We start from the raw sequence: 23968 nt of genomic DNA on the forward strand, positions 1-23968 counted from the left end.
ACTCAACCGGTCAAGATAATTGTCGCCTGACCGGACAGGTTAATTGTCGTCTAATAAAGCACCCAGCTCCGGTTGCCGGGCGTATAAGGAACCTCTGATTAATTCCCCGCAAGTAATATAATTCTGCATCAAACTTTTTCGAGAAGCTATTCATGAAACCTTACCAACAGATGAGTTTTGCTGATGCCGAATACGCCAATAAGGGCAAAGTCACGCGCCGCGAGAAGTTTCTCGATCAACTTGATGGATTATTGCCTTGGCAGGCTATGATTGATGTTATTGAACCACACTATGCGCCAGGCAATGGGCGTGGCCGCAAACCATTTGCCTTGGAATTGATGCTGCGCGCGCATGTTGCGCAAATTATCTACAACTATTCCGATCCGGGCATGGAAGATGCGCTGTATGAGATTGAATCACTGCGCCGTTTTTGCGGCATTCGTCTGGAAGCCGTGCCGGATGAAAGCACCATTTTGCAATTTCGGCATTTACTGGAAAAACACGGGTTAATGGATCAGATCTTCCAGGTCATCAACCAAACGCTGGGTGAGCGTGGGTTGTTCTTGAAAGCCGGCACCATCGTCGATGCCAGCCTGATTGCCGCGCCGACTTCAACCAAAAATAAGAGCCGGTCGCGTGATCCAGAAATGCATTCCAGCAAAAAGGGCAATCAATGGTTTTTCGGCAGCAAGTTTCATATCGGCGTCGATCATGAAACCGGGTTGGTGCATACGCTCAAAGTAACCTCGGGGCATGTCAGCGACGTTGCCGAAGCCGCCGCCCTGCTGCATGGCGAGGAACAGTTTGTTCATGGCGATGCCGGATATCAGGGGCTGGATAAACGCCCGGAGATGCCGGCGGAAAGCCCTCCAGCCTGCGTGATCGCGATGCGTCCGGGCAAACTGGCCAGGCTCACGAAAGACGATTCCGGGGCGGCTCAACTACTGCGCGGTGCCGCCCGTGAGCTGGCGAAACGCCGCGCCAAAGTCGAACACGTGTTTCGGGATATCAAAATCCGCTTTGGGTATGCTAAAAATCGCTATCGCGGCCTGGCCAAAAATGCGGCCCGTTTGACCTTCCTGACAGCCATTGCCAACGTCATCCGTGGTGATGCTTATGAACGTCGATGTCTTGTTGCGTCTGAAATTTGAAAACAAGCCAGTAAATGAGCTTGTTTCCAGAGAGGAACGGCTGTTTTCATAAAAATCAGCGTCACTATTTGAAGTAGTGGTCAGTTTTTGAGTGACTGCCGTTCAGAATGTTTGTTTTTCAGAGGTTCCATAACGCCTGCTCCAGCGCATCCAGCACGAAGTCTGTGTGCATGCTGGAACTGACACGCCAACCCACGATGCACCGGGCAAACACGTCGATGACGAACGCGACATACAGCCAGCCCTGCCAGGTGGAAACATAGGTGAAATCCGACACCCACAACTGGTTTGGGCGATCTGCCTTGAATTGCCGGTTGACCCTGTCCAGTGGGCACGGCAGCGCCTTGTCTGAAACCGTCGTGCGGACAATCTTGCCGCGCCGTACACCTTCCAGCCCCAACCGTTTCATCAGCCGCTCAACAGTGCAACGAGCTACCTGTATTCCTTCGCGCTTAAGTTGTCGCCATACCTTGTCGGCACCATAAACCTGCAGATTGGCCTGCCAGATTCGTTATATCTGCGGCATCAGATCGTCATCGCGAATAGCTCGGGCACAGCGCAATGCCGGATTACGCAGTTCGACAACGTGACGTCGATATCCCGACGGAGCGACCTGCAATACCTTGCAGATCGGCTCGACTCCGTGGGTGTCGCGATGCCGGTCAATGAACGATCTTAGGATTTGAGTTTGCGGTCGAGCTCCGCCTGGGCAAAAAAGCACTGGCCAGTTTCAGTATCTCATTGGCGCGACGTAATTCCTTGACTTCACGCTCCAGTGCTTTGATGCGCTCGCGTTCTTCACTGGTGACGCCATCTCGCAAGCCTGTGTCGATCTCGTGCTTCTTCACCCAATCATGCAATGTCGGTGGTGCGCAGCCAATCTTTGGCGCTATCGATTCTATCGTCGCCCACAGCGAAGGGTACTCACTGCGATGCTCTTGCACCAGACGGACTGCGCGTGCTTTTACTTCAGGGGAATATTTGTTTAATTTGTTCATGGCTCCATTCTCTCAAGATTTGGAGCCTCCTCAAAATCCGGGGCGATTCAGGCCGTATTTTCAGGACCCCATTAGAAGCAGGGCCGAGGCTCATTACTAACCGGCAAAACAAATATTCAAATATTCAAGAGTGCAGCTACTAATTTAATCTTATTTTGCGCACGCGCGGACGCCAACACCATGTTCATACACCAATTTTCCTCCTTTCCATCCCGCACTACAAAGAAGAAAAAACCCCAAAATCGAGAAAGCAATGGCAGCCAATCCTGGCGATTCAATTTGTGTGCCATCAAGACGCAGAAACAAGCTGATCGCATAGAAAGACCAGCTGATCATAATCAAAATCATATGTTGGTTCACCACCTTCATCACCGGACTCTGCTGATCAATTTTTCCAAGCTCAAGCAACCCAGTCATCATCGCAGGTAACGCAGTACCTGTTCCAGTGACAAGCAACACCCCAGTCACCCAACCCGTCTGTTCATTTGTAAAAATGAAACTTGCAATGTCTGCTATTGTTGCAAGAAACCAGGTCGCCAGCGGAAAATGAACCAGCATTGGGTGGACGGGATGTTTCATGTGATTTAGTTTTTAATATATTAAAGAAACAGGCTGAGCAACGTCAGAAAGCCTGCCACCGCCACACCGGCATGAATAAGCACCACATTTTTTGGTGCAACGTTGCCTTTTGCGTGCATCGAGGCAAGATAGCATCCGCCTAATGCGGCAACAACAAGCAATCCAAGTGCAGCGGTCAAGCGTGAGCCCCCTGAGCCTTCCAGCACCATCATGATCAGCATGATCAAACCTGTCGCGCCCAATAAAGCGTGAATAATGGACAAGGGCCATGGCGCCAACTGTCCAGACAGAACTTTCGCGGCTAACACAACACCGCCAACAGCTGCAATGGCTAACACCATGATTAAATAGGTCAGCATTAAACTTTCCTCCTCATATTAGCGTGAGAGTTTATACTTTACCCTATGTTTGAAATCTTTTGTAATAGAGATATGTCAAAACCAGCAAACACAACCATTACCAATATTCAGAATGCCCTCTTTGTCATTTTTAGGTCAAAGCCAACAATTATTGATCACGGCGTTACTTCGCCATCGCAGCGGGCTTACGGTAGACGAGCTATCGTCTCTACTATCCATCTCTCGCAATGCAGTCAATCAGCATCTGTCGAGCCTGAGCGGCAGCGGCTTCATTCAGACCGCAACTCTGGCAAGTACGGGAGGCAGGCCGAGCAAAATTTATTCGTTATCACCAAGTGGTTTAGAACTTTTCCAAAGACGTTACTCATTCTTTGCCAGACTGCTGCTTTCGTGGGTCGATAAAAATCTGGGGGAACAGGAAACAAAACTATGTTTGCATTCGCTCGGGGAACAAATGGCTCGAGAATTTGAAGATCGCATAGAGAACCAATCATCATCAACAGCTAAACTTCATGAAGTAGCTGCGGTTATGTGTGAACTTGGTTATGATGCAAGCGTAAAGGAAACCGCAGGAAACCATACTGAAATCATTGCCAATAACTGTATTTACAATAAACTCGCTGAGGAGTACCAGGGATTTTGCACGCTCGATCTGAGTTTTCTATCCTCATTACTAAAAGCTGACATCGAACATAAAGAATGTATCGTCAAGAAAGGAAACTACTGCTGTTTTGTAATCGCAGGCCATTCTGACTAGGTTTTCCCATTTTACGCCTCTATCAATGCCAGCAATTCAAGCCATTCTTCTTCTAGTATCTCGATTTTTTTCTCCAATTCGCTACGATTTTGATCTAGAACCTGTATTTCTCTTTGAGTCAAATTGATATAAGTCGAACTATCTATCAAACGGCTATTGATAGCATCCAATTCAACCTGTAGAGATATAATCGATGTTTCCAGTTTTACCTGTTTTGTGAATAAAAACTTTTTATTCGGCCGCGGCTTAATTTCCGGCAAAACAGATTTTCCATTTATCGGGATATCTATTTTCACTCGCTCTGTTTTTAGCGCTTGATCTTTTTCAAACCACTTTTTATATTCCTCCAAGTCACCATCAAACAATTTTACTGATCTATCTGCAACCAGCCAAAGTTCGTCAGCAATCGCTTTAATCAAACCTCGATCATGTGACACCAATACCACAGCACCCACATACTCTTCCAAAGCCAGAGTCAACAAATCCCGCATTTCCATATCAAGATGATTGGTTGGCTCATCCAGCAAAAGAATATGTGGTTTTTGATAAGCAATCAGAGCTAGCGCCAGTCGGCTTTTCTCCCCTCCTGAAAAAGTTGCAACTGGACGATCTTCATCATTTCCCGCCAGACCGAATCCCCCTAGAAAATTTCTTAATACCAATTCTTTTTCGCCAGGAGCAATTTTCTGAACATGCTGCAGGGGGGTTTGATTGCCATCCAGATATTCCAATTGATGCTGGGCAAAATAGCCAATGCGAATATCGGAATTGACATGCACTTGTCCAGCTGTTGGTTTAATTTCACCAATTAACAATTTGATTAGCGTTGATTTACCCGCGCCATTGGGTCCAATTAATGCCGCACGCGCACCCGCGCGCAAAGAAAAATTAACCTGATCGAATATCAATTGATCACCATATTTGAAACCGGCACTTTCAGCCTCTATCAACAAATCCGGACCACGTTCCGGCGCTTCAATTTTAAATTCGCAGTGATTTTGTTTACCGTGTACAGGGGCAATTCTCACCAAACGCTCCAGTGCTTTAAGTCGGCTTTGCGCCTGTTTCGCCTTAGTCGCCTTAGCACGAAATCGTCGCACAAAATCTTCCATATGAGCGATCTGTTGCTGCTGTTGCTGAAAAGCCTGTTCCTGCTGACTCATTCTTTCTATCATTGCACGCTCAAATTTATCGTAGTTACCGCTATAAGCATCAATTACGCCATCGTGCATATAAGCCACCTGATTGACGCATGCATTCAGAAATTCACGATCATGTGAAACAACAATCAAACTTCCAGGATAACGCGCAAGGTATTCCTCCAGCCATATAATCGCCTCCAAATCAAGATGATTAGTCGGCTCATCCAGCAACAACAAATCCGCTCGTCGCATCAGCGCCCTCGCCAAATTGAGTCGCATACGCCATCCACCGGAAAAACTGCTAACGGATTGCTCCAGCTTCGTTTGTGAAAAGCCCAGGCCATTCAGTAGTTGCGCGGCACGCGCCGGCGCACCGTAGCCATCAATCTCCTCAAACCGATGCTGAGCGGCAAACCAGTCCGCATCATGCATATTGCTCTCTAACACTGCTTGCAGTTGCTGCCACTCCGCATCTCCCTCCAGCGTAAAAGCCAGTGCAGCTTGCGCAGAACTAACAATCTCCTGCTCGACAAAAGCAAGTGTTTTCCCTTTCTGCAAAGATACTTCGCCCTGATCTGGCGCAATCTCCCCACGAATTAACTGAAACAAAGTGGATTTACCACATCCATTTCTACCAACCAATCCAACCCGCTGATTCGCAAAAACCTGTAGGTTAATATCACGCAACAGAGGGATTCCACTTTGCAGAAAAGAAAGATTACGAATCGAGAGCATAAAAACCCCATCATTACTGGATCTCATCCAGGTAGTTACAAAAAAATTATCGCGAAAAAGAGACCATTGTTGAAGCAAGGGGTCTCACTGTACAATGACCTCCAACCCTAAAAGAATATACCATTAGGTTTTTTTGGAAATTATCCAGGTTTTTGTTTTACCAGCTTGTCTACTCAGATTTTATATTTTCCGATATGGAGACTATGTTCAACTACCCCGTGCGTGTCTATTATCAAGATACCGATACCGGCGGCGTGGTGTATCACGCCACCTACCTTGATTTCATGGAACGCGCACGATATGAATGGTTGCGTGAACTCGGTTTTGAAGTAAGCGCAATGATTCAATCGCATAAAATGATTTTTCTGGTGCGCTCACTCAATATTGAATATTTCAAACCAGCTCTACTGGACGATCTGCTGCAGGTGACTGTGCAGGCATCCGAAATAGGACGAAGCCGAGTAACGCTGCAACAGCAGGTATTAAGAGAGGATGGCTTACTGGTGAGCGCAACTGTACACGTCGTCTGCGTAGGCGCCGAGACGCTAAGACCAATTAGTGTTCCACTACCTCTTCGTCAAAAAATAGAAAAAATATCAACATGAACTCAACTATCAACAACGATCTATCTTTATTCTACCTGATTAGCAGCGCCAGTCTGCCCGTGCAACTGGTTATGCTACTTTTACTCGTGGCTTCTTTTTTTTCCTGGTGGTTTATTTTTCGCAAATTGTTTGCAATACGCCAGGCAACCAGACAAACGGATGAATTCGAGAACGCCTTCTGGCGAGGTGCCGATCTGAATGCACTCTACCAGCGTGCTGCCGGTGGTCGCGAGGCCGTGGGTAGCATGGAACGTATTTTTGAAGCAGGATTTCGGGAATTTACCAAGCACCAACCCGGCGTGGAAGCCGGTGTCATCATGGACAGCACTCGTGGCGCAATGCGGGCAGTCTATCAACGCGAAATGGACAAGCTTGAATCACATCTGCCATTTCTTGCTACCGTCGGATCCGTCAGTCCCTACATTGGTCTGTTTGGAACCGTGTGGGGAATCATGAATGCTTTTCGTGAATTATCCAATATCGCGCAGGCGACTATTGCACACGTTGCGCCTGGCATTGCCGAGGCGTTAATCGCAACGGCAATGGGACTCTTTGCCGCCATTCCTGCCGTAATCGCCTACAATCGCTATGCCAGCAAAACCAGCCAACTGGCGACCCGTTTTGAAAGCTTTATCGATGAAGTTGCCAATGTACTGCAGCGTCGCGTCGCTCAACCTAAAAACCCTGCAGGGCATTTATGATTCAACGCCGCAACAAACGACAATTGATGAATGAAATCAATGTGGTACCTTACATTGATGTCATGTTGGTGTTATTGATTATTTTTATGATTACGTCACCACTTATCCATCCAGGCCAGGTTGAACTGCCTGAGATCGGACAATCCTCGGCACCCCCTATTGAACCACTTGAAGTCAGCATCGACGTTGATGGTGGTTTGACACTACGTGACCGCGCAGCAAAAGGCGAGGAGCAAAAAGTGGATCGCACCCGATTAGCGGAATTGATCAAACTCAAGCAACAACAAAACACCGAGCAGCCTGTCGTTATTGCTGCGGACAAGCGCGTTCGTTATGAGGAAGTCATTCAGATCATGGATTTGCTACAACAACAGCAAGTTAAAAAAATTGGCCTGTTGACTCGCCCTAAATAATCAATTAAGAATACATGCAAGCCGTCATCCAGTCAGATAATCATCATACAGAACCTGGAAAAGTGCGCGCGGCACTTTTTTCTCTTCTGATTCATCTGGTTTTTTTCGGCCTACTGGTTTTTGGGTTGAACTGGAAAAGTAAAGAGCCCGAAGCCACTATTGTGGAATTATGGCAGAATTTTGCTGAAATCGAGCCCATCAAACCTGTGCAGCCGGTCAAACCACCTCTCCCTGCGCCACCCGTCACAGCAAAACCCGAGCCAAAAGTTGAGTCTAAACCGCAGCCTGTAGAATCGAAGTCACCTGGTCAACCAGCAATCACAACTGCTGAGCCTTCTCCCCCCTTGCGCAAACCAGCCATTCCACTTAAGGCAATAAAAGAGAAGCCGACGCCCAAACAAGCAGCAGAGAAGCCATCCGAGCCCATAAAAAAAACTGCACCTGAGACGCCGCCCAATAAAGATATTGACAAAAAACCAGTTGAAAAGAAAACAGAAAACACGCAAGCAACTGAACAAAAAAAACAGCAGGAGCAAGAACGTCTAGCATTGAGAGCGAAGCAGAGCCAGACACTCGATGAAATTGCAAAATACAAGGCGATGATTCAAGCTAAAATTCGCAGCCGGATCGTCATGCCACCTGACCTGCCAGGTAATCCGGTTGTCGAATTTCGTGTCATTTTGCTGCCAGGTGGCGAAGTATTGAGTGTCAACTTACATCGCTCAAGTGGTTTTACTGTGTTTGATGAGGCCGTAGAAAGAGCAGTATACCTTGCAAAACCTTTGCCTTTGCCGCCTGATCCCGCCCTTTTCAGGGAATTCCGCGATTTCAACCTAACCGTGTATTACCGTGAATAACCTTTCCAAAAGATTTTTGAGAACCTTCGCCATGCGTTTACGTAACTTGATTTGTATCCTACTGGTGCTGCTGGTTAGTACTACGACAGGCTTACACGCCGCACTGAATATCGAAATATACGGTGGAGGCGCCAGTAAGATTCCGATTGCATTGGTGCCTTTCGCTGCCGAAACACAATTCCCGGAACGGGTTTCAGCCGTTGTAGCGGCTGACCTGGAGCGGAGTGGCTTATTCAAGCTGGTTGATACTTTTGGGACTGCTCCACATGAAATTGATCAAGTCAACTATACCGACTGGCAGAACCGGAATGCGGCCGCGCTGGTGATTGGCAGTATCTCAGCACAGCCAGATGGCCGCCTGGATGTACGCTTCCGCCTGCTGGATGTGGCCAAACGCATTCAATTGGCAGGATTTTCATCCATCGTCACAACCGACCAATTACGTGCCCTCTCCCATAGAATCGCTGACGTTATATATGAAGCTTTAACGGGCGAGCCTGGTTTTTTCAGTTCCCGCATCGCTTTTGTCCGAAAGCAAGGCAATCAGTATGCACTTCAGGTTTCAGATTACGATGGATTTAATGCGCGCTCGCTAATTGAATATAGCGAACCGATTATTTCCCCTTCCTGGTCGCCAGATGGCAGCAAAATTGCCTATGTTTCCTTTGAAAAGAAGAAACCGATCGTTTATGTGCAGACATTGGCCACGCGCGAACGCCATGCAGTTGCCAACTTCAAGGGAAGTAACAGCGCCCCCGCCTGGTCACCAGATGGCAACAAACTGGCGGTTGTTCTGTCACAGCAGGGGGGGTCTCAAATCTACCTGATCAACGCGGATGGCAGTGGACTGCAACGGCTCTCACAAAGCAGCAGTATCGATACAGAACCCACATTTTCTCCAGATGGCCGCTGGATCATCTTTACTTCTGATCGGGGCGGCAGCCCGCAAATCTACCGCATGCCAGCATCCGGGGAGAATGCCGGCAGGGCCGAGCGCCTGACTTTTGAAGGCGACTACAACGTTAGTCCACGCGTCAGTCCCGATGGAAAAATGCTGACTTATATACGCCGTCATGCGGGGGGATTCAACGTTACGGTTCAAGATATGGCTACCCGCCAAGTGCAGATATTGAGTGATTCCAGATTTGATGAATCCCCCAGTTTTTCCCCAAATAACCGTATGATACTGTACGCATCTGAAATCAACAGGCGTGGTATATTGTCGCTCGTTTCAGTAGACGGGCAAATGAAACAACGGCTTTCCCCGGATATGGGCGACATACGTGAACCGAAGTGGGGGCCTTTACCGAGGAAGCGGTAATTTATGCAGTACTAATTAAACATTCTTTGAAGGAAAAAAAATGAAACTGATTTTTAGTTTATTTATAGCATTGGCATTAACTGCTTGTTCCAGTACCAAACCCGTAGCCACCAGCGATAACAACGATTACTTTGATAATAAAAGTGGCATGGATGGCAATGACGGGCGATCTGGTTTTGGGATGAATCCACTGCAAGATCCCAATAATATCCTGTCGCGCCGCAGTGTTTACTATGGATTCGACAGCTATAGCGTCACCAGTGAGTACCGTGACCTGGTATTAGCACATGCAGCTTATTTACGTGACAACAGTGGTGCGCAGGTATTGCTTCAAGGCAATACTGATGATCGAGGCAGTCGCGAATATAATCTTGCGCTGGGTCAACGCCGTGCAGACAGCGTCAAAAGCATCATGCTGTTATCAGGTGTCAAAGATGGGCAGGTTGAATCTGTCAGTCTTGGAGAAGAAAAACCACGCGCAATGGGCAGTGACGAGTCCTCCTGGGCAGAAAATCGTCGCACTGACATTCTCTATCAGGGAGAATATTAATGCGGTTGCGTGCTTTCCTGCCACTATTGTGCCTGGGTAGTAATCTATGCTTTGCTGGATTATTTGATGACGCCTATGCGCGTGAACAAATAGAAACCATGAAAGCACGCATCGACAACATTGAAAATACACTCTCTGGACAAGCCTTAATTGAACTGCATACCCAGGGCGAGACAATCAGGATCGAACTCGGTAAATTACGTGGCCAGCTGGAGGAGCTTCAGGAAGAAAATCGGACTTTGCGCCAGCAACAAAAGGATTTCTACCTGGATTTGGATAGTCGTTTACGCGCACTGGAAACTGGCGCATCCCTGCAAAATCCCGGAAATAGGATCAACGATATTGCGCCACCCACAGGATCGGCTAATCACGACAGACAAGCTGCTGCGCCTGGCACGATATCAGAACACAACGGGAGCAGGCTGCAACCACCTGATGCAGTACAGCGCAGCCGCTATGACACGGCATACAACTTGTTTAAAGATGGCAATTATGTTGCGGCTATCGCCGAATTTGAATCTTTTACAAGACACTATCCACAGTCTGAGCTGGCACCCGCTGCCGCTTACTGGATAGGCAACTCACATTACGCCCAGCGTGATTTTGATGCATCTATTGCCGCGCAACAGTGGTTAATCGAGACTTACCCTGCCAGTCCCAAAGTTCCCGATGCACTCCTCAACATGGCCAGCAGCCAGACAGAAAAGGGACAAGGCGCTGCCGCCCAGAAAACGCTCCAAGACCTTATTTCCCGTTATCCTGATAGTGGAGCTGCCCTAAAAGCCAAAGTACGTTATGGATCAATAAAGCAATAGCTCTCTCAGAAAAACTGACAGCCTGCTGTAAACTGAATCAATTAGCCCTCTAGCCGTCAATTCAGCCTGTTCATCAACAGCCCAATGCTGCGTATTACCGAAATCTTTCACTCCCTTCAGGGAGAAACCACCCGGGTTGGATTACCTACGGTATTTATCCGTCTGACAGGATGCCCGCTACGCTGTGGTTATTGCGATACCAGCTATGCCTTTTCTGGTGGCACATCGATGTCAATCGATAGCGTGATCAGTGAGGTTGCTCTCTTTTCACCCCAATATGTAACGGTTACAGGCGGCGAACCACTTGCCCAGATTAATTGCCTGCTCCTGCTAACATCACTCTGCGATCTTGGTTATTCCGTTTCACTTGAAACCAGTGGTGCACTCGATATATCCCGTGTAGACACCCGTGTTTCTCGCATTGTTGATGTCAAAACACCTGGCTCTGGTGAAGTCGAAAGAAATCACTGGAAAAATCTTAAATATCTTACTGCACGGGATGAATTAAAATTCGTGCTGTGCGATCAAAACGACTACCACTGGGCTAAACAAGTGATACACGATAACAAACTTGATCAAATTTGCCCGATATTATTCTCACCCGTTTTTCAGCAGCTTGATCCGGCCGCTCTGGCTTCCTGGATTTTGCAGGATCAACTACCTGTTCGCCTGCAGTTACAGCTGCACAAACTGATTTGGGGAGAGTGTGCGGGCAAATGAATCCGAAGTATCCCGCATGAAGAAAGCAGTTGTATTATTATCCGGCGGCATGGATTCAGCGACTACGCTCGCTATCGCACGCCAGGCCGATTTTCTCTGTTATGCGTTGAGCATGGATTATGGTCAACGCCATCGTGCTGAACTGCAGGCAGCTGCGGATGTGGGTAATTTGATGCAGGTAACAGATCATCAATTCATCAAGCTGGATTTAACCACCCTCGCCTCCAGCGCGCTAACTAATCCCTCGACCGCGCTACCCATGGAAACAAAACAGGGCGAAATCCCGATTACTTACGTACCTGCACGAAATACCATCATGCTGTCTCTTGCCCTGGCATGGGCAGAAGTATTGCGGTGTCGTGATATTTTTATTGGGATAACCGCAGTTGATTACTCCGGCTATCCCGATTGTCGGCCAGATTATCTGGCTGCATTTCAAGATATGGCCAATCTCGCAACCAAAGCCGGCAGAGAAGGAGAGCATTTCCAAATTCATGCACCCTTACTAAATTGGTCAAAAGCCACCATTATCCAGAAAGGCATCGTTCTAGGATTGGATTACAGTTTGACCGTATCCTGTTACCAGGCTGATGAATCCGGATATGCCTGCGGATATTGTGACGCCTGCCGCATACGCCGCGCCGGTTTCATCACAGCGGAGATAGATGATCCAACCCGTTATCAGGAAAAATGAGTTTATTCCCGCTTGCCTCGCTCAATGGCTATACCCAGCTTTTGAACTCCTTCCAACACATCCAGTTTGGCTGCACTCACTTTCACCCAGGGAGACTGGAACTCTGTCAGAATCATCTGCGCGATATTTTCGGTCAGCGTTTCCAGCAAAGAAAAATGCTGTCCGGTAAGCATGGCACGGATACGCTCCACAATTTTCGCATAATCCAGCGTATCTTCTATCCGATCCATCAAATGGCCCTGTTTTGATGGTAAACCGATTTCAAGATTCAGCTCAATCGTTTGAGGAATTTTTTTCTCCCAAGGATAAATTCCAATTAATGTTTTGATTCTGAAGGTTTTAAGAAAAATAATATCCATTTGAGGCGTGACCAGAGTGACTAATAAGGTGGGTGATGCCAGATTTTAATCTAATGACGAAAGGATGGACATCTTGACAGTATTCTTAATCATAACTGCCTACATACTGGGATCCATTCCCTTCGCTATCGTGGCAAGCCGGATATGCAAACTTCCGGACCCACGTAGTTATGGCTCCGGCAATCCAGGGGCAACGAATGTCTTACGTACCGGGAAAAAAGGCGCGGCAATTCTGACTTTGTTGGGTGATGCAGGCAAGGGATGGCTCACCATCGTGCTTGCCCATCATTTTACGACACCTCGCGGAGAAGAGGCTACTTTGGTGGCCGCAATGATGCTGGCCGTTTTTATCGGCCATTTGTATCCGGTTTTCCTGAAGTTTCGCGGAGGTAAAGGCGTTGCAACTGCTGCGGGCGTGTTGCTCGGTTTGAGTCCATGGCTAGGCGCACTCACCATTCTGACCTGGATAACCGTAGCTTTATTATCACGGATTTCATCACTGGCCGCCCTGTCATCAGCTTTATTGGCGCCGATCTATACATACTGGCTGTTACAAAACTCTGTTCTGACCGTAACGGTACTGATTATTTCAATTTTATTGATGATTCGCCATCGCTCCAATATCGTCAATCTATTTGCTGGCACGGAAACACGCATCGGCAAGTAAAAGGCAGCAACCACTGTATGCAGATATCCATATCACCGTGTTATCTCAGCCAATGGCCAGCGAGCCTTAACGCTAAAACTGCCATTACATTTGGGTAGCGGCTGAGCATGTTGCAAGCGCAGCGCTCCGGCAAGCGCAATCATGGCTCCATTATCAGTACAAAATGTTAATTCAGGAAAAAAAACCTCTGCACCATCCACTTTCATCTGCTGCACCAGTTTCTGCCGTAATCGTGTGTTGGCACCCACGCCACCAGCCACAACCAGGCGTCGCAGCCCCGCCATTTTTAAAGCAGCTATCGATTTTGCCACCAAAACATCTGTTACTGCTTCCTCAAAAGCCAATGCAATATCCGCATGACTCTCCTTATCCACCCCATGCTGATTAATTAGTAACGCGACCGCCGTTTTTAATCCACTAAAACTGAAATTGAGATCCCCACTGTGCAACATCGGGCGTGGTAGCTTGAATTTTCCTGGGTTACCTGTCCGCGCCATTTCTTCTAATCTCTGACCACCGGGATAACCCAGTCCCAGTAGCTTGGCTGTCTTGTCAAAAGCTTCCCCTGCGGCATCATCTACTGTTTCTCCCAGCAATTGATAATGTCCGACACTCTCCACCCGCATGAGTTGAGTATGCCCGCCAGACACCAGCAAGGCCACAAAGGGAAAGGCTGGCGCTGGGTGGGATAGCAGCGGTGACAAAAGGTGACCCTCAAGATGATGCACAGCAACCGCCGGAATTCCTAATGCATACGCCAGTGATGCGCCCACACTCGCCCCAGTTAATAACGCTCCGGCCAGACCCGGACCCTGCGTATAGGCAATAGCACTGACCGCTTCCAGGGATAGTTGGGTTTGCTCAAGTAATGTTTTAATGAGCGGTAAAATCCAACGAATATGATCGCGGGAAGCCAGTTCCGGTACCACACCTCCATATTCGCTATGTAAACTGATTTGGGAATGAAGCACGTGACCCAACAAGCCATGCTCGACATCATAAAGCGCAATCCCGGTTTCATCACAGGATGTCTCTAATCCAAGAATAATCATACTCAATAGATTCTCAATTTCATCAATAGTCACTCTTGGTTGACAGGAAACAGACTGACCTGAACCGCATATCCTTGCGGTGCAGACCACACGGGTTCTATGGTAGCATGACGCCAGTCTCACTGATTGAACGCTTAAAAATCAGCCCGGTATCGTTATGCCTCGAAAGAACTTTATCGTGACGTTCCCCGAATTATCGTTCCACCAGGTCAGAACGACACCAAATAATCTCCGGTAAAAATACTTCGCTTATTTAACCAAGGAACTCAGGATCATGACTGACTGGACTGACGGCTATGTAGCCGATATTACTTATACCCACGGATACTATCCAGAACTCAATCCCTTGCGCATGCGTCTTGCGCTCCTTTATGCCGGTATACGCCCACCGACAGTGAATGCTGCCTGTGAGCTGGGTTTTGGTCAGGGCATAAGTATCAATCTTCATGCCGCCACTTCGGCTACTCAGTGGTATGGCACGGATTTCAACCCTGCTCAAGCTGGTTTTGCACAAGAATTAGCACAGGTGTCTGGGTCAAATGCGCATCTTTTTGATGAAGCTTTTGCTGATTTTTGTGCACGCAGCGATCTGCCAGATTTTGATTTTATTGGTCTGCACGGTATCTGGAGCTGGATTTCTGATGACAACCGGCAATCCATCACTGAATTTATTCGCCACCGACTCAAAGTCGGTGGCGTACTCTACATCAGTTACAACACGCAACCCGGATGGGCAGCGATGGTACCGTTACGCGAGCTGCTGGCCAGGCATACCGAAGTACTCGGCATGAAGGGTCAGGATATCTCGCAACGCATCGACACGGCACTGGATTTTGCCGGAAAGCTGTTTGACACTAATCCGGCATTCGCTCGTGCCAATCCACAAGTAAACGAGCGCTTGAAAAAAATCCGAGATCAGAATCGCCACTATCTTGCACATGAATATTTCAATCGTGACTGGCACCCAATGAGCTTTGCCCGTATGAGCGAATGGCTTGCACCGGCAAAGATCGATTATGCCTGCTCCGCAAATTATCTCGACCATATCGATGTCTTGAACCTCACCGCTGAGCAGCAGGCACTCCTTAAGCATATTCCCCACCCCATGTTTAGCCAGCTGGTACGGGACTTTTGCATAAACCAGCAGTTTCGTCGCGATTTCTGGGTCAAAGGTGCTCGCCGGTTAAGCACACTCGAGCAAGCTGAGCTGTTACGCGCTGAACGCTGCGTGCTGGTACAACCACGTGCGCAAGTCAATCTTAAAACGAATGGTCATCTTGGTGAGGCCACTCTGCAAGAGACAGTTTACGCACCGGTACTGGATGCGCTCGCCAGTCATCAGTCACAATCCTTGGCCGAGCTGGAACAGACTGTCAGACAGCAGAACATTACCTTCGCACAATTACTACAAGCGGTTGTGGTGCTATCCGGTAACGGTGCGCTCGCACCAGCACAGAATGAGGCTGCCATCACACAAACAAAAATCACCAGCAAACACCTCAATCTGCACTTGATGTCAAAGGCGCGCAGTAGTAATGAGATTTCCTATCTTGCCAGTCCCATCACTGGTGGAGGAATAACCATACCGCGCTTTCAGCAGCTGTTTATGCTCGCGGCTACTCAAGATCACAAAACACCGCAAGACTGGGCGCAATATGTCTGGCATTTGCTTACTCTGCAGGGTCAACATATCATCAAGGAGGGCAAAACCCTGGATACGCCAGAGGACAATCTTGCTGAACTGAGTGCACAAGCGCAAACTTTTGCAGATCATCACTTAGCAATACTCAAGGCACTTCAGGTAGTCTAGACGGAGCTAAGCTCAATACCATGCCGAGAAAATTATAACTGATCACCATGCCAAACATAAAAACCGAAATGAAAACTAAGAATAGATATCGCTGTGCCTATTTCAGCGACGGATTGTGGACATGCTGGCTGTGGATGGTATTGCTACTGGCCGCCAGTTTCCCTCTCCGTGCAGATCGTGTCTACGCAGATCAGCACATATACACAGCAGCAGCATTTGGTCCAGATGGGCGGCTATGGCGTCTGGTACCATCCGAAAAATCAATAAAAATCGATTATTCCACCGACTATGGCAAGACTTTTAGTCCACCGGTTCGAGTCAACCCGGTGGACAAACCCATTCATTCCTGGGAAGAAAATCCTCCGGCTATTTCCGTCGATAAAGGTGGAAGAGTCTATGTGCTCTATTTTGCCGATGATTTACAACGCAGCACCAGCTTTTTCAGTCAATCCGAGAACGGACTTCATTTCAGTGAACCGGTCAAAATCAGTTCAAAAGCAGATTCCAGCTATCACTATCAGACAGAAATGCTGGTCGGTACAACTGGAAACGTCCATTTCATGTGGCATGATGCGCGCGACCGGGCAGAATACAAACAGCAGGGTGGCGGGGATTTGTCGATTTACCACGTATCGGCAAAGGCAAGAAAAGAAATGGCATTCCCGTCAGATCATCGTATTGCTAAAAATATCTGCTCATGCTGTCGCACCGCAATGGCAGAAGATATCGATGGTAATGTCGTGATACTGGCACGTTTCGTCTATCCCGGTAATATACGCGACCACGGCATGTTTCGACTGTCAGCCGAGGGACTCCCGAGCGAACCATGGCGGGTAACCTTTGATGACTGGGAAATCGAAGGTTGTCCAACACATGGGCCCGCCTTATCGATCAGTAGCGATGGTCGGTATCACATGACCTGGTTTTCTCAGGGAAATAAATATTTCGGTCTTTTCTACGCGTGGTCGGATGATCAAGGAAAAACTTTCTCCGAACCCCGGAAAATAGGTGATCACGACAAGTTACCCGGCTACCCTGATGTACTGGCACTGGGCAAAGAAGTCGCGCTAGTGTGGAAAGTCTTTGATGGCACCAAAACTCAAATTACCGTAATGCGATCATCTGATCGGGGTATGCACTGGTCAGCCGCGAAAGTTATCGCCGAGTCCGAACAAAATTCCGCACATCCTGCACTGATTACTGATGGAAAACAGATTTTTCTGTCCTGGAATAGTATCGATAAAGGTTTTCAACTAATCACAGCCGACTAAAATTATCCTTTACTCTTTTCTAAGATCTGAATTTCGCAGAAGTATCAGGGCTGATCCATCTGGGTCGTTGTAGACGTATCCAGATGGACATGATCACCGTCTTCGCAATGATAGGTCAGCTGATAATTTGCTGCCTTGTCACCACCCGCAGTCTGACTGACATATAAATGAAAAACACCCTTATTTCCAGGAACTCTGACAGCCTTGCTGGTTTTGCCATCAGGGTTGGTCACACTGACAATAGCCCTGCCCTTAATGGCCAATACGTTGAATTGTCTGCCATCCTCTACGCCCAGATCCCCAATCTGAAGGTATAAATGATCGTTATCCGTTTCTTCACAGGTTACTAAAAAATAATCTACTGCGTCAGCAGCGGTAAGGCTGTTGGTGGTCATATGAGAGAATCCTGGCTGAGCATGCCACCAAATCGCAAATCCAGCTATCATGATTATGATTTTTAAGTTATTTTTTTTCATTCTGCTTTCCTCATTCCACTATCAATTTACGCCAGAACCCGTCTCCACCACCTAATGTATTACATTCGTCTTGTTGTCTATTCCGGCACAGCACCTGAGACTGTCAAGCTATCACAACTGATGTTTAACGGGTGGTTCGTCAAACCAGCGATACAGCGCGGGTAGAACAACCAGCGTCAATAAGGTTGAGGTAATCAGTCCACCGATCACCACAATGGCAAGTGGCCGTTGCACTTCCGAGCCTGGGCCAGTCGCAAAAAGAAACGGTACCAATCCCAGCATCGCCACGGTTGCAGTCATCAACACGGGGCGGAAGCGCTGTTCACAGCCCTTGATGACAGCATCCTTCACACTCACGCCTTCTTCGCGCAGTTTGCGAATATAGGAGATCAACACCACCCCGTTCAGGACAGCAATTCCCCATAATGCAATAAATCCCACTGAAGCTGGTATCGATAAATATTCTCCAGTAAGAAAAAGTGCGATGACACCACCTATCGATGCAAACGGTAAAACCAGAATAATCAACGAAGCTAACTTAATTGAATTAAACAATAGAAATAGCAGAAAGAAAATGGCTGAGATGGTTATTGGGACAATGATTGAAAGTGTCGCCATTGCACGTTCCATATTTTCAAACTGACCGCCCCATTCAAAATAGTAACCAGAAGGCAGTTCAACCTCTTGCATAACACGTTGCTGTATTTCAGCCACAAATCCTCCCAGATCACGCCCTTCTACGTTTGCGCCGACCACAACACGACGCTTGGCACTTTCACGTGAAACTTGTGAGGGTCCGTCCACAATCTGGATATCCGCGACTGAATGCAATGGAACCGCCGCGCCATCCGGTGCACGCAGCAGTAAATTACGGATATTCTCAACGCTGTTACGGACATTTTCTGGAAAACGCAATACAATGTCAAAACGCCTCTCACCCTCAAACAAAGGTGTAACTACAAGGCCACCGATAGCGGTTTCTATGAGCTCATTAACGTCCGCAACGTTGATGCCATTGCGGGCGATTGCATTACGATCGATATCGATCGTCAATGATTGTTGCCCGGAAAGTCGCTCAATACGAATATCCCGTGCCCCCTGAATGCTGCTCAGAATACGGGATACCTGTTCTGATAACACCAATAATTCTTTCAGATCATTACCAAAAATCTTGACGGCTATTTGTGAACGCACCCCGGTGACCATCTCATCAACACGCTCGGCAATCGGCTGAGACAACACAATATTAACGCCGGGAAGTACCGTCAGGACCTCTCGTATCTCTGCTTCAATCTCACCTTGTGTTCGACCTGAATCTGGATCCAGATTAACAATCGGACCCGATTCATTCTGACTCGCAGGGTCAGCTGGCGATTCTCCACGGCCCAGCTTGGATACCACACTTGTTACACCGGGTACTTTTGATATCATCTTCATTGCTTCCATTTCCATTTCGACAGATTCCGCCAGTGAAATCGATGCCACACGTATAATCTGAGGGGTCAGTGAGCCTTCCTGCAAAATCGGAATAAACGATTTGCCAAGAAATGGAAAGAGTAAGAATGAAATAAGCAATAAACCCAACGCAACCGTAACGGTAGTTTTCCGGTTAGCCAATGCCCTATTAAGCAAAAACTTGTAAGCAGATCTCAACTTGGCAATAATTCTGGTATCACGATCTGCGCCACCCTTCAAAAAATACGCACATAGTACTGGCGATAAGGATAGCGACACAATCAGCGAAACAGCCAGGGCAATCGCGATGGTAAAAGCTAACGGACCAAACATCTTGCCTTCCATTCCTTCCAAGGTCATAAGAGGCAGGAACACCAGAATGATAATACAGATACCAAAAATTACTGGCACGCCCACCTCGCTGACCGCGCCGACAATCGCATTCAGGCGCGCATTCTGGGTATTGGCGTTATGTCCCAGCCGGTGAAAAACATTTTCGACGACCACCACAGTGGAGTCCACCATCAGGCCGATTGCGATTGCCAGCCCGCCCAGTGACATCAGATTTGCAGAAATCCCTTGTTGATTCATCACCATGAAAGTCACCAGAGGCGTGATGACTAAAGTTGCCACCACAATCAAACTGGAACGGACATCCCCCAGAAATACAAACAAAATGACGATTACGAGAAAGATACCTTCCATGAGCACCTTACTGACAGTCCACAATGCCGCATCGACCAGATCAGTACGATCATAATAAGGAACAATCTGCAAGCCGCCGGGCAACAAGCCACGCGCGTTGATATCCGCCACACGCTCCTTGATGCGCCCAACGATTTCCTTGGCGTTACCGCCTCTGAGCATCAGTACAATGCCGGAAGCTGATTCGGTATACCCCCCCTTAATAATCGCGCCCGCCCGAACTTCTGTACCCAATTTTACTTCCGCAACATCCCGAATAAATATCGGCACACCATTTTGCTCGGTCAATACAATATTACCGATATCCTGCAATCTACGAATTAATCCTTCACCTCTTACCAGATACTGCTCAGCACCCAATGGCAAAATGCCGCCGCTGGCATTAGCATTATTATCAGCAATCGCACGCTCAACCTGTTTGAGCGTCAAATCATAGTGGCGTAATTTATTGGGATCAGAGAGCACATGAAATTGCTTGACATAGCCCCCTTGTGAATTGATTTCCGCCACGCCCTGGATAGAGCGCAATAACGGCCGGACAACCCAGTCCTGAACCACACGTCGTTCAGTCAGCTCTTCAACCGTCAATGCACGCTCACCGTCATCCGGATGATCAATCGTATACTGGTAGACCTCTCCCAGTCCCGTCGAAACCGGTCCAAGCACCGGCGTAATGCCAGTCGGCATTCTAGTGGCTACTTCGAGTAAACGCTCCATCACCAACTGACGAGCAAAGTAGACATCTGTCTCGTCGGTGAAGACCAGCGTGATTATCGATAGGCCACTTTTATTCAAGGAGCGCATCTCTTCCAGCCCCGGCAGGCCCGTCATCGCAATTTCGAGCGGGATCGTCACCAATCGCTCAATTTCTTCGGGGCTACGACCGATTGCCTCTGTGGCAATCTGTACCTGAATATTGGTAACATCAGGAAAAGCATCCACCGACAATTTCTGGGCGGCTTGAAAACCAAATCCGACAAAAATCAGTGCAACGACGACAACCACCAGTCGTTGTTGCAGCATTGTCCGCACGAAGGTAGAAATCATCTGCTACTCCAACTCAGCGCGTTTACGCTCATTATTGAGATGGAACGCGCCCTCGACCACAATGCGTTGGCCAACAGTTACCCCCGAAAGTACCGGTCGCAGATAATTAATAGCAGAACCCAGTTCAACAGGTACCAGCGCATAAGTACCGCTGGTCTGTTCAACAAATACATGATCCCGGTTACTTTCGCGAACGACAGCATCTTCAGGAATGACCAGATGTTCATGCGCCTGCTCGGTAATATGTACCGTCGCCAGCATATCCGGTTTTAGTTGCCGCAATGGATTATCTACCTCGGTCCACACCGTCACCGTCCGAGTCAACGGATTCACCAAATCTGCTACTGCAATGATTACGCCAGCAAAACTACTGTTTTCCAGCGCTGGCACCAGAATTTCCACATTCTGACCTCGCTTGACGAATTGAGCGACTTGTTCCGGCACATCCCCAATCACCCAGACGATTGACAAATCCGCCAGGGTAAACAGCAGATCCGAAGGTTGAACCACCTGCCCCTGCGCAACATTACGTTCAATAACTATGCCACTTCTGGGTGCGCGGATCTCAACGGAAGGCAGAATCCGACCATGTTTGACCAGATCAAGCATGGCGCCATTATCTATTCCCAGCAAGCGAAGTTGATCTTTGGCCGCACTCAGATCTGCCCGGGCAATTTGAGCTTCTGACTCGCGCCGTTGCAATTCCGCAGCGCTGATAACATCGCTGGCAAAAAGTAATTTGGCACGTTTTGCAGCCTGATCAGCGAGTGTGGCCAGTGAATTCGCGCGCATGAAAGACAGTTGCGCTTGTGTCAGCTCCGGACTGGCAATACGAGCCAGTTTTTCTCCCGCCTCGACACTGTCACCCAGCTGAACATAGATTTCTATAATGCGACCGGTAATACTGGCACCCACACGAACCATACGCTGCTCGTGCACCTTGACTTGTCCTGGTACATTTAGCTGGTCGGCTATATTAGTAACAAATGGCTCTCCGATTTTTATCCGCCGCGCCATTTCCTCCTTGATGACAACCTCACCATGTCCGGATGGTTCTTTCACAGTTTTGTCGTGTTCCGTTTCAGGAGATGATTGCTGGCAACCTGTAACCAGCAAGATTAAGAAAATACAGCGCTTCAAGGATGGTTTGAATACGTTCATTCGATATACTGATCTTGTGGATAATGTGCACGTAGCCGGTCAATTTCCGCTACGGCCGCCTGTAATTCAAATTGTGCCTGCAATAATTCCGACCGGGCATTTCGTAATACCCGCTGGGTATCCAGTACCTCTATAAATCCTCTTTCCCCCAGGCGAAAAGCCGTCTCCGCCACCCGCAAGGCTGATTCCGCCTCACGGACAATGCCACCTTCGAACATCTCCACCCTGCGTCGGGCAATTTCCATTGATTGCCAGGCTGATTCGAGCAAGCGTATGATTTCATAGCGTCGATAGTCGAGCGTCTCGCGTAATCGCGCCGCATCAAATACAGCCGCGTCAATCTCGCCACGACGCCGGTAAAACAAGGGGATTCTGACGCTCAGTCCAGCAGTGTTGGAGGTAAACTGCTTGTCCTGATAATTACTGTACAAAATATTCACCGAAGGCAGCACAGAAGCCCGTTCCTGATCAATCCGCAAATGCGCACGTGACTGCTCGGCTTCGAGACGCAAAATATCCGGATTACTCACCGGCAGTTCCGCGCGCAATTCATCCAGCGAAGGCAGCACGACCGGGTCTCCCAGTTTGGCGGCAATCTCAAAAGTCGGTGGCAATGCCCCCGCAGTCAGTTGCAACAGTGTAATCCGCGAACGTTCAGCATCCAGCAACGCGGCCTGCTTACGATTGGCTGCCGTCATCACCTCGGTATCCGCACGAATAAGTTCAAAGCGGGCAGTTTCCCCCACTTCCACGCTCAAACTGATGCGACGTCGTATCGCTTCCATCAAATCAAAAATATCCGACTCAATTTCCGATTGCCCTCGACGTAACAAATACTCATACACGGTCACACGCAACCTGGCAGCCAGATCTGCGCGCGCCTGATCAAGGCTGGCACGGCTCGCTTCAACGCCAGCTTCCGCTCCACCGATGCGCGCACTACGCAATAATGGATTTTCCAGAGACTGGCTAACCGTCACGTGCCGTTGCATCGAAGCAGGTCCGGTATCAATCTCCGGTAATCGCCGACTGTCTGGTCCCGCCATAAAGCTTACTTCTGGATTGGGAAATGCGGCAGCACTAACTACATTGGATTTAGCTATTTCCACTTGAGTGCGCGCTGCTTGCAACAGACCATTGGCCTGCAATCCAACGCGCTGGATATCCTCAATGGTATACACGTTGTTCGTTGCGCCGACCACGCTGACAAAAAACGACCAAACTGCGAAAATATACAAGAAATGACCAAGAATTTTTTTCTGCATCAACATGATAGTAGTATGGATCAACCTGTGCCCTGATAATTCAGAAACCGGCAGTGGCAGTTTTTAAACGTAATGCATTATTTCTTTCACCGGAGTATACCGGTTTTTAGATTGCATCTTCTCCCCCCCCAAAAAATAATTCGTTACTCAAAAGATATCTGGCTGGTTTGGGGGAGTAAATGTTGATTTTATTTACGCCAGGGAAGCCCAGCGCACCACGCTCATATTTAGAAATAAGCCGTTCCCAATGTGCTTTGATTATGATCCTGGCAAGATGTTTGCTTACAAGAAGAATCTGATCGT

Annotated in this window: 23 protein-coding genes, 1 pseudogene and 1 other annotated feature; of the genes and pseudogenes, 14 read left to right on the top strand and 10 right to left on the bottom strand. The window is 48.2% G+C overall.

The window, feature by feature from the left end:
• Positions 1-170: 170 nt before the first annotated feature.
• The gene (locus IPG31_07800) at positions 171-1151 is read left to right on the top strand and encodes an IS5 family transposase (GenBank protein MBK6618260.1); all 981 of its coding nucleotides are present in this window, start codon (positions 171-173) and stop codon (positions 1149-1151) included.
• A gap of 127 nt (positions 1152-1278) precedes the next feature.
• Here the strand turns inward: IPG31_07800 and IPG31_07805 are convergent.
• The 3 genes and pseudogenes from IPG31_07805 to IPG31_07815 form a co-directional block, all read right to left on the bottom strand.
• Positions 1279-2149 (bottom strand): annotated as a pseudogene (locus tag IPG31_07805) (IS3 family transposase).
• Positions 1756-1871: a sequence feature (AL1L pseudoknot), on the bottom strand. Its footprint overlaps the pseudogene before it by 116 nt.
• 150 nt (positions 2150-2299) lie before the next feature.
• On the bottom strand, positions 2300-2728 hold the full coding sequence (locus IPG31_07810) for a DUF2231 domain-containing protein (GenBank protein ID MBK6618261.1): 429 nt from the start codon (positions 2726-2728) through the stop codon (positions 2300-2302).
• A 20-nt stretch (positions 2729-2748) separates the two neighbouring features.
• Positions 2749-3087, bottom strand: coding sequence for a hypothetical protein (locus tag IPG31_07815; protein MBK6618262.1), 339 nt, complete (start codon positions 3085-3087; stop codon positions 2749-2751).
• 112 nt (positions 3088-3199) lie between these two features.
• Between IPG31_07815 and IPG31_07820 the strand changes: the two genes are divergently transcribed.
• Positions 3200-3844, top strand: coding sequence for an HTH domain-containing protein (locus IPG31_07820; GenBank protein MBK6618263.1), 645 nt, complete (start codon positions 3200-3202; stop codon positions 3842-3844).
• An 11-nt stretch (positions 3845-3855) separates the two neighbouring features.
• On the opposite strand, the gene IPG31_07825 is transcribed toward IPG31_07820, so the two are convergent.
• Positions 3856-5721: an ABC-F family ATP-binding cassette domain-containing protein gene (locus IPG31_07825; GenBank protein MBK6618264.1), complete on the bottom strand. Its 1866-nt coding sequence runs from the start codon at positions 5719-5721 to the stop codon at positions 3856-3858.
• A gap of 194 nt (positions 5722-5915) precedes the next feature.
• On the opposite strand from IPG31_07825, the gene ybgC reads away from it, so the two are divergent.
• The 9 genes from ybgC (at position 5916) to queC (ending at position 12397) form a co-directional block, all read left to right on the top strand.
• Positions 5916-6326 (top strand): tol-pal system-associated acyl-CoA thioesterase, encoded by a 411-nt coding sequence (gene ybgC, locus IPG31_07830; protein MBK6618265.1) that lies wholly within the window; start codon positions 5916-5918, stop codon positions 6324-6326.
• On the top strand, positions 6323-7027 hold the full coding sequence (tolQ, locus tag IPG31_07835) for a protein TolQ (GenBank protein ID MBK6618266.1): 705 nt from the start codon (positions 6323-6325) through the stop codon (positions 7025-7027). The genes ybgC and tolQ overlap by 4 nt, the downstream gene beginning before the upstream one ends.
• Positions 7024-7440 (top strand): protein TolR, encoded by a 417-nt coding sequence (gene tolR / locus IPG31_07840; GenBank protein MBK6618267.1) that lies wholly within the window; start codon positions 7024-7026, stop codon positions 7438-7440. The genes tolQ and tolR overlap by 4 nt, the downstream gene beginning before the upstream one ends.
• Positions 7441-7454: 14 nt before the next feature.
• Positions 7455-8297, top strand: a complete 843-nt coding sequence (gene tolA, locus IPG31_07845; GenBank protein MBK6618268.1) for a cell envelope integrity protein TolA — start codon at positions 7455-7457, stop codon at positions 8295-8297.
• A gap of 31 nt (positions 8298-8328) precedes the next feature.
• Positions 8329-9618 (top strand): Tol-Pal system protein TolB, encoded by a 1290-nt coding sequence (gene tolB / locus IPG31_07850; GenBank protein MBK6618269.1) that lies wholly within the window; start codon positions 8329-8331, stop codon positions 9616-9618.
• Positions 9619-9658: 40 nt separating this feature from the next.
• The gene (gene pal, locus IPG31_07855; protein MBK6618270.1) at positions 9659-10168 is read left to right on the top strand and encodes a peptidoglycan-associated lipoprotein Pal; all 510 of its coding nucleotides are present in this window, start codon (positions 9659-9661) and stop codon (positions 10166-10168) included.
• On the top strand, positions 10168-10983 hold the full coding sequence (ybgF, locus tag IPG31_07860; GenBank protein ID MBK6618271.1) for a tol-pal system protein YbgF: 816 nt from the start codon (positions 10168-10170) through the stop codon (positions 10981-10983). The genes pal and ybgF overlap by 1 nt, the downstream gene beginning before the upstream one ends.
• Before the next feature lie 84 nt (positions 10984-11067).
• Positions 11068-11703, top strand: a complete 636-nt coding sequence (gene queE / locus IPG31_07865) for a 7-carboxy-7-deazaguanine synthase QueE (protein ID MBK6618272.1) — start codon at positions 11068-11070, stop codon at positions 11701-11703.
• Positions 11704-11719: 16 nt separating this feature from the next.
• Positions 11720-12397: a 7-cyano-7-deazaguanine synthase QueC gene (gene queC / locus IPG31_07870; protein ID MBK6618273.1), complete on the top strand. Its 678-nt coding sequence runs from the start codon at positions 11720-11722 to the stop codon at positions 12395-12397.
• 2 nt (positions 12398-12399) lie between these two features.
• On the opposite strand, the gene IPG31_07875 is transcribed toward queC, so the two are convergent.
• A complete protein-coding gene (locus IPG31_07875; protein ID MBK6618274.1) occupies positions 12400-12756 on the bottom strand; it encodes a dihydroneopterin aldolase in 357 nt (118 codons plus the stop codon).
• A 70-nt stretch (positions 12757-12826) separates the two neighbouring features.
• Here IPG31_07875 and plsY point away from each other — a divergent pair, with 70 nt between their 5' ends.
• On the top strand, positions 12827-13423 hold the full coding sequence (gene plsY / locus IPG31_07880; protein MBK6618275.1) for a glycerol-3-phosphate 1-O-acyltransferase PlsY: 597 nt from the start codon (positions 12827-12829) through the stop codon (positions 13421-13423).
• Positions 13424-13455: 32 nt separating this feature from the next.
• Here the strand turns inward: plsY and tsaD are convergent, their stop codons facing one another.
• On the bottom strand, positions 13456-14475 hold the full coding sequence (tsaD, locus tag IPG31_07885) for a tRNA (adenosine(37)-N6)-threonylcarbamoyltransferase complex transferase subunit TsaD (GenBank protein MBK6618276.1): 1020 nt from the start codon (positions 14473-14475) through the stop codon (positions 13456-13458).
• 274 nt (positions 14476-14749) lie between these two features.
• On the opposite strand from tsaD, the gene IPG31_07890 reads away from it, so the two are divergent.
• Positions 14750-16285, top strand: a complete 1536-nt coding sequence (locus tag IPG31_07890) for a class I SAM-dependent methyltransferase (protein ID MBK6618277.1) — start codon at positions 14750-14752, stop codon at positions 16283-16285.
• A gap of 68 nt (positions 16286-16353) precedes the next feature.
• On the top strand, positions 16354-17556 hold the full coding sequence (locus tag IPG31_07895) for an exo-alpha-sialidase (GenBank protein MBK6618278.1): 1203 nt from the start codon (positions 16354-16356) through the stop codon (positions 17554-17556).
• A gap of 44 nt (positions 17557-17600) precedes the next feature.
• On the opposite strand, the gene IPG31_07900 is transcribed toward IPG31_07895, so the two are convergent.
• The 4 genes from IPG31_07900 to IPG31_07915 all read right to left on the bottom strand — a co-directional run bounded on the left by IPG31_07900 (position 17601) and on the right by IPG31_07915 (position 23665).
• Positions 17601-17951 (bottom strand): hypothetical protein, encoded by a 351-nt coding sequence (locus tag IPG31_07900; GenBank protein MBK6618279.1) that lies wholly within the window; start codon positions 17949-17951, stop codon positions 17601-17603.
• 192 nt (positions 17952-18143) lie between these two features.
• Entirely contained in the window at positions 18144-21239 is a 3096-nt protein-coding gene (locus IPG31_07905; protein MBK6618280.1) for an efflux RND transporter permease subunit, read from the bottom strand.
• Between the two features lie 3 nt (positions 21240-21242).
• The gene (locus IPG31_07910) at positions 21243-22400 is read right to left on the bottom strand and encodes an efflux RND transporter periplasmic adaptor subunit (GenBank protein ID MBK6618281.1); all 1158 of its coding nucleotides are present in this window, start codon (positions 22398-22400) and stop codon (positions 21243-21245) included.
• The gene (locus tag IPG31_07915; protein MBK6618282.1) at positions 22397-23665 is read right to left on the bottom strand and encodes a TolC family protein; all 1269 of its coding nucleotides are present in this window, start codon (positions 23663-23665) and stop codon (positions 22397-22399) included. The genes IPG31_07910 and IPG31_07915 overlap by 4 nt, the downstream gene beginning before the upstream one ends.
• Between the last annotated feature and the right edge of the window lie 303 nt (positions 23666-23968).

It is taken from the genome of Nitrosomonas sp. (genome assembly GCA_016703745.1).
GTDB lineage: Bacteria > Pseudomonadota > Gammaproteobacteria > Burkholderiales > Nitrosomonadaceae > Nitrosomonas.

Excerpts from the sequence above, each read along its gene's own strand:
- IPG31_07800 (MBK6618260.1), top strand. The coding sequence starts at position 171 with ATGAGTTTTGCTGATGCCGAATACGCCAATAAGGGCAAAGTCACGCGC.
- IPG31_07810 (MBK6618261.1), bottom strand. The coding sequence starts at position 2,728 with ATGAAACATCCCGTCCACCCAATGCTGGTTCATTTTCCGCTGGCGACC.
- IPG31_07815 (MBK6618262.1), bottom strand. The coding sequence starts at position 3,087 with ATGCTGACCTATTTAATCATGGTGTTAGCCATTGCAGCTGTTGGCGGT.
- IPG31_07820 (MBK6618263.1), top strand. The coding sequence starts at position 3,200 with ATGCCCTCTTTGTCATTTTTAGGTCAAAGCCAACAATTATTGATCACG.
- IPG31_07825 (MBK6618264.1), bottom strand. The coding sequence starts at position 5,721 with ATGCTCTCGATTCGTAATCTTTCTTTTCTGCAAAGTGGAATCCCTCTG.
- ybgC (MBK6618265.1), top strand. The coding sequence starts at position 5,916 with ATGGAGACTATGTTCAACTACCCCGTGCGTGTCTATTATCAAGATACC.
- tolQ (MBK6618266.1), top strand. The coding sequence starts at position 6,323 with ATGAACTCAACTATCAACAACGATCTATCTTTATTCTACCTGATTAGC.
- tolR (MBK6618267.1), top strand. The coding sequence starts at position 7,024 with ATGATTCAACGCCGCAACAAACGACAATTGATGAATGAAATCAATGTG.
- tolA (MBK6618268.1), top strand. The coding sequence starts at position 7,455 with ATGCAAGCCGTCATCCAGTCAGATAATCATCATACAGAACCTGGAAAA.
- tolB (MBK6618269.1), top strand. The coding sequence starts at position 8,329 with ATGCGTTTACGTAACTTGATTTGTATCCTACTGGTGCTGCTGGTTAGT.
- pal (MBK6618270.1), top strand. The coding sequence starts at position 9,659 with ATGAAACTGATTTTTAGTTTATTTATAGCATTGGCATTAACTGCTTGT.
- ybgF (MBK6618271.1), top strand. The coding sequence starts at position 10,168 with ATGCGGTTGCGTGCTTTCCTGCCACTATTGTGCCTGGGTAGTAATCTA.
- queE (MBK6618272.1), top strand. The coding sequence starts at position 11,068 with ATGCTGCGTATTACCGAAATCTTTCACTCCCTTCAGGGAGAAACCACC.
- queC (MBK6618273.1), top strand. The coding sequence starts at position 11,720 with ATGAAGAAAGCAGTTGTATTATTATCCGGCGGCATGGATTCAGCGACT.
- IPG31_07875 (MBK6618274.1), bottom strand. The coding sequence starts at position 12,756 with ATGGATATTATTTTTCTTAAAACCTTCAGAATCAAAACATTAATTGGA.
- tsaD (MBK6618276.1), bottom strand. The coding sequence starts at position 14,475 with ATGATTATTCTTGGATTAGAGACATCCTGTGATGAAACCGGGATTGCG.
- IPG31_07890 (MBK6618277.1), top strand. The coding sequence starts at position 14,750 with ATGACTGACTGGACTGACGGCTATGTAGCCGATATTACTTATACCCAC.
- IPG31_07895 (MBK6618278.1), top strand. The coding sequence starts at position 16,354 with ATGAAAACTAAGAATAGATATCGCTGTGCCTATTTCAGCGACGGATTG.
- IPG31_07900 (MBK6618279.1), bottom strand. The coding sequence starts at position 17,951 with ATGACCACCAACAGCCTTACCGCTGCTGACGCAGTAGATTATTTTTTA.
- IPG31_07905 (MBK6618280.1), bottom strand. The coding sequence starts at position 21,239 with ATGATTTCTACCTTCGTGCGGACAATGCTGCAACAACGACTGGTGGTT.
- IPG31_07910 (MBK6618281.1), bottom strand. The coding sequence starts at position 22,400 with ATGAACGTATTCAAACCATCCTTGAAGCGCTGTATTTTCTTAATCTTG.
- IPG31_07915 (MBK6618282.1), bottom strand. The coding sequence starts at position 23,665 with ATGCAGAAAAAAATTCTTGGTCATTTCTTGTATATTTTCGCAGTTTGG.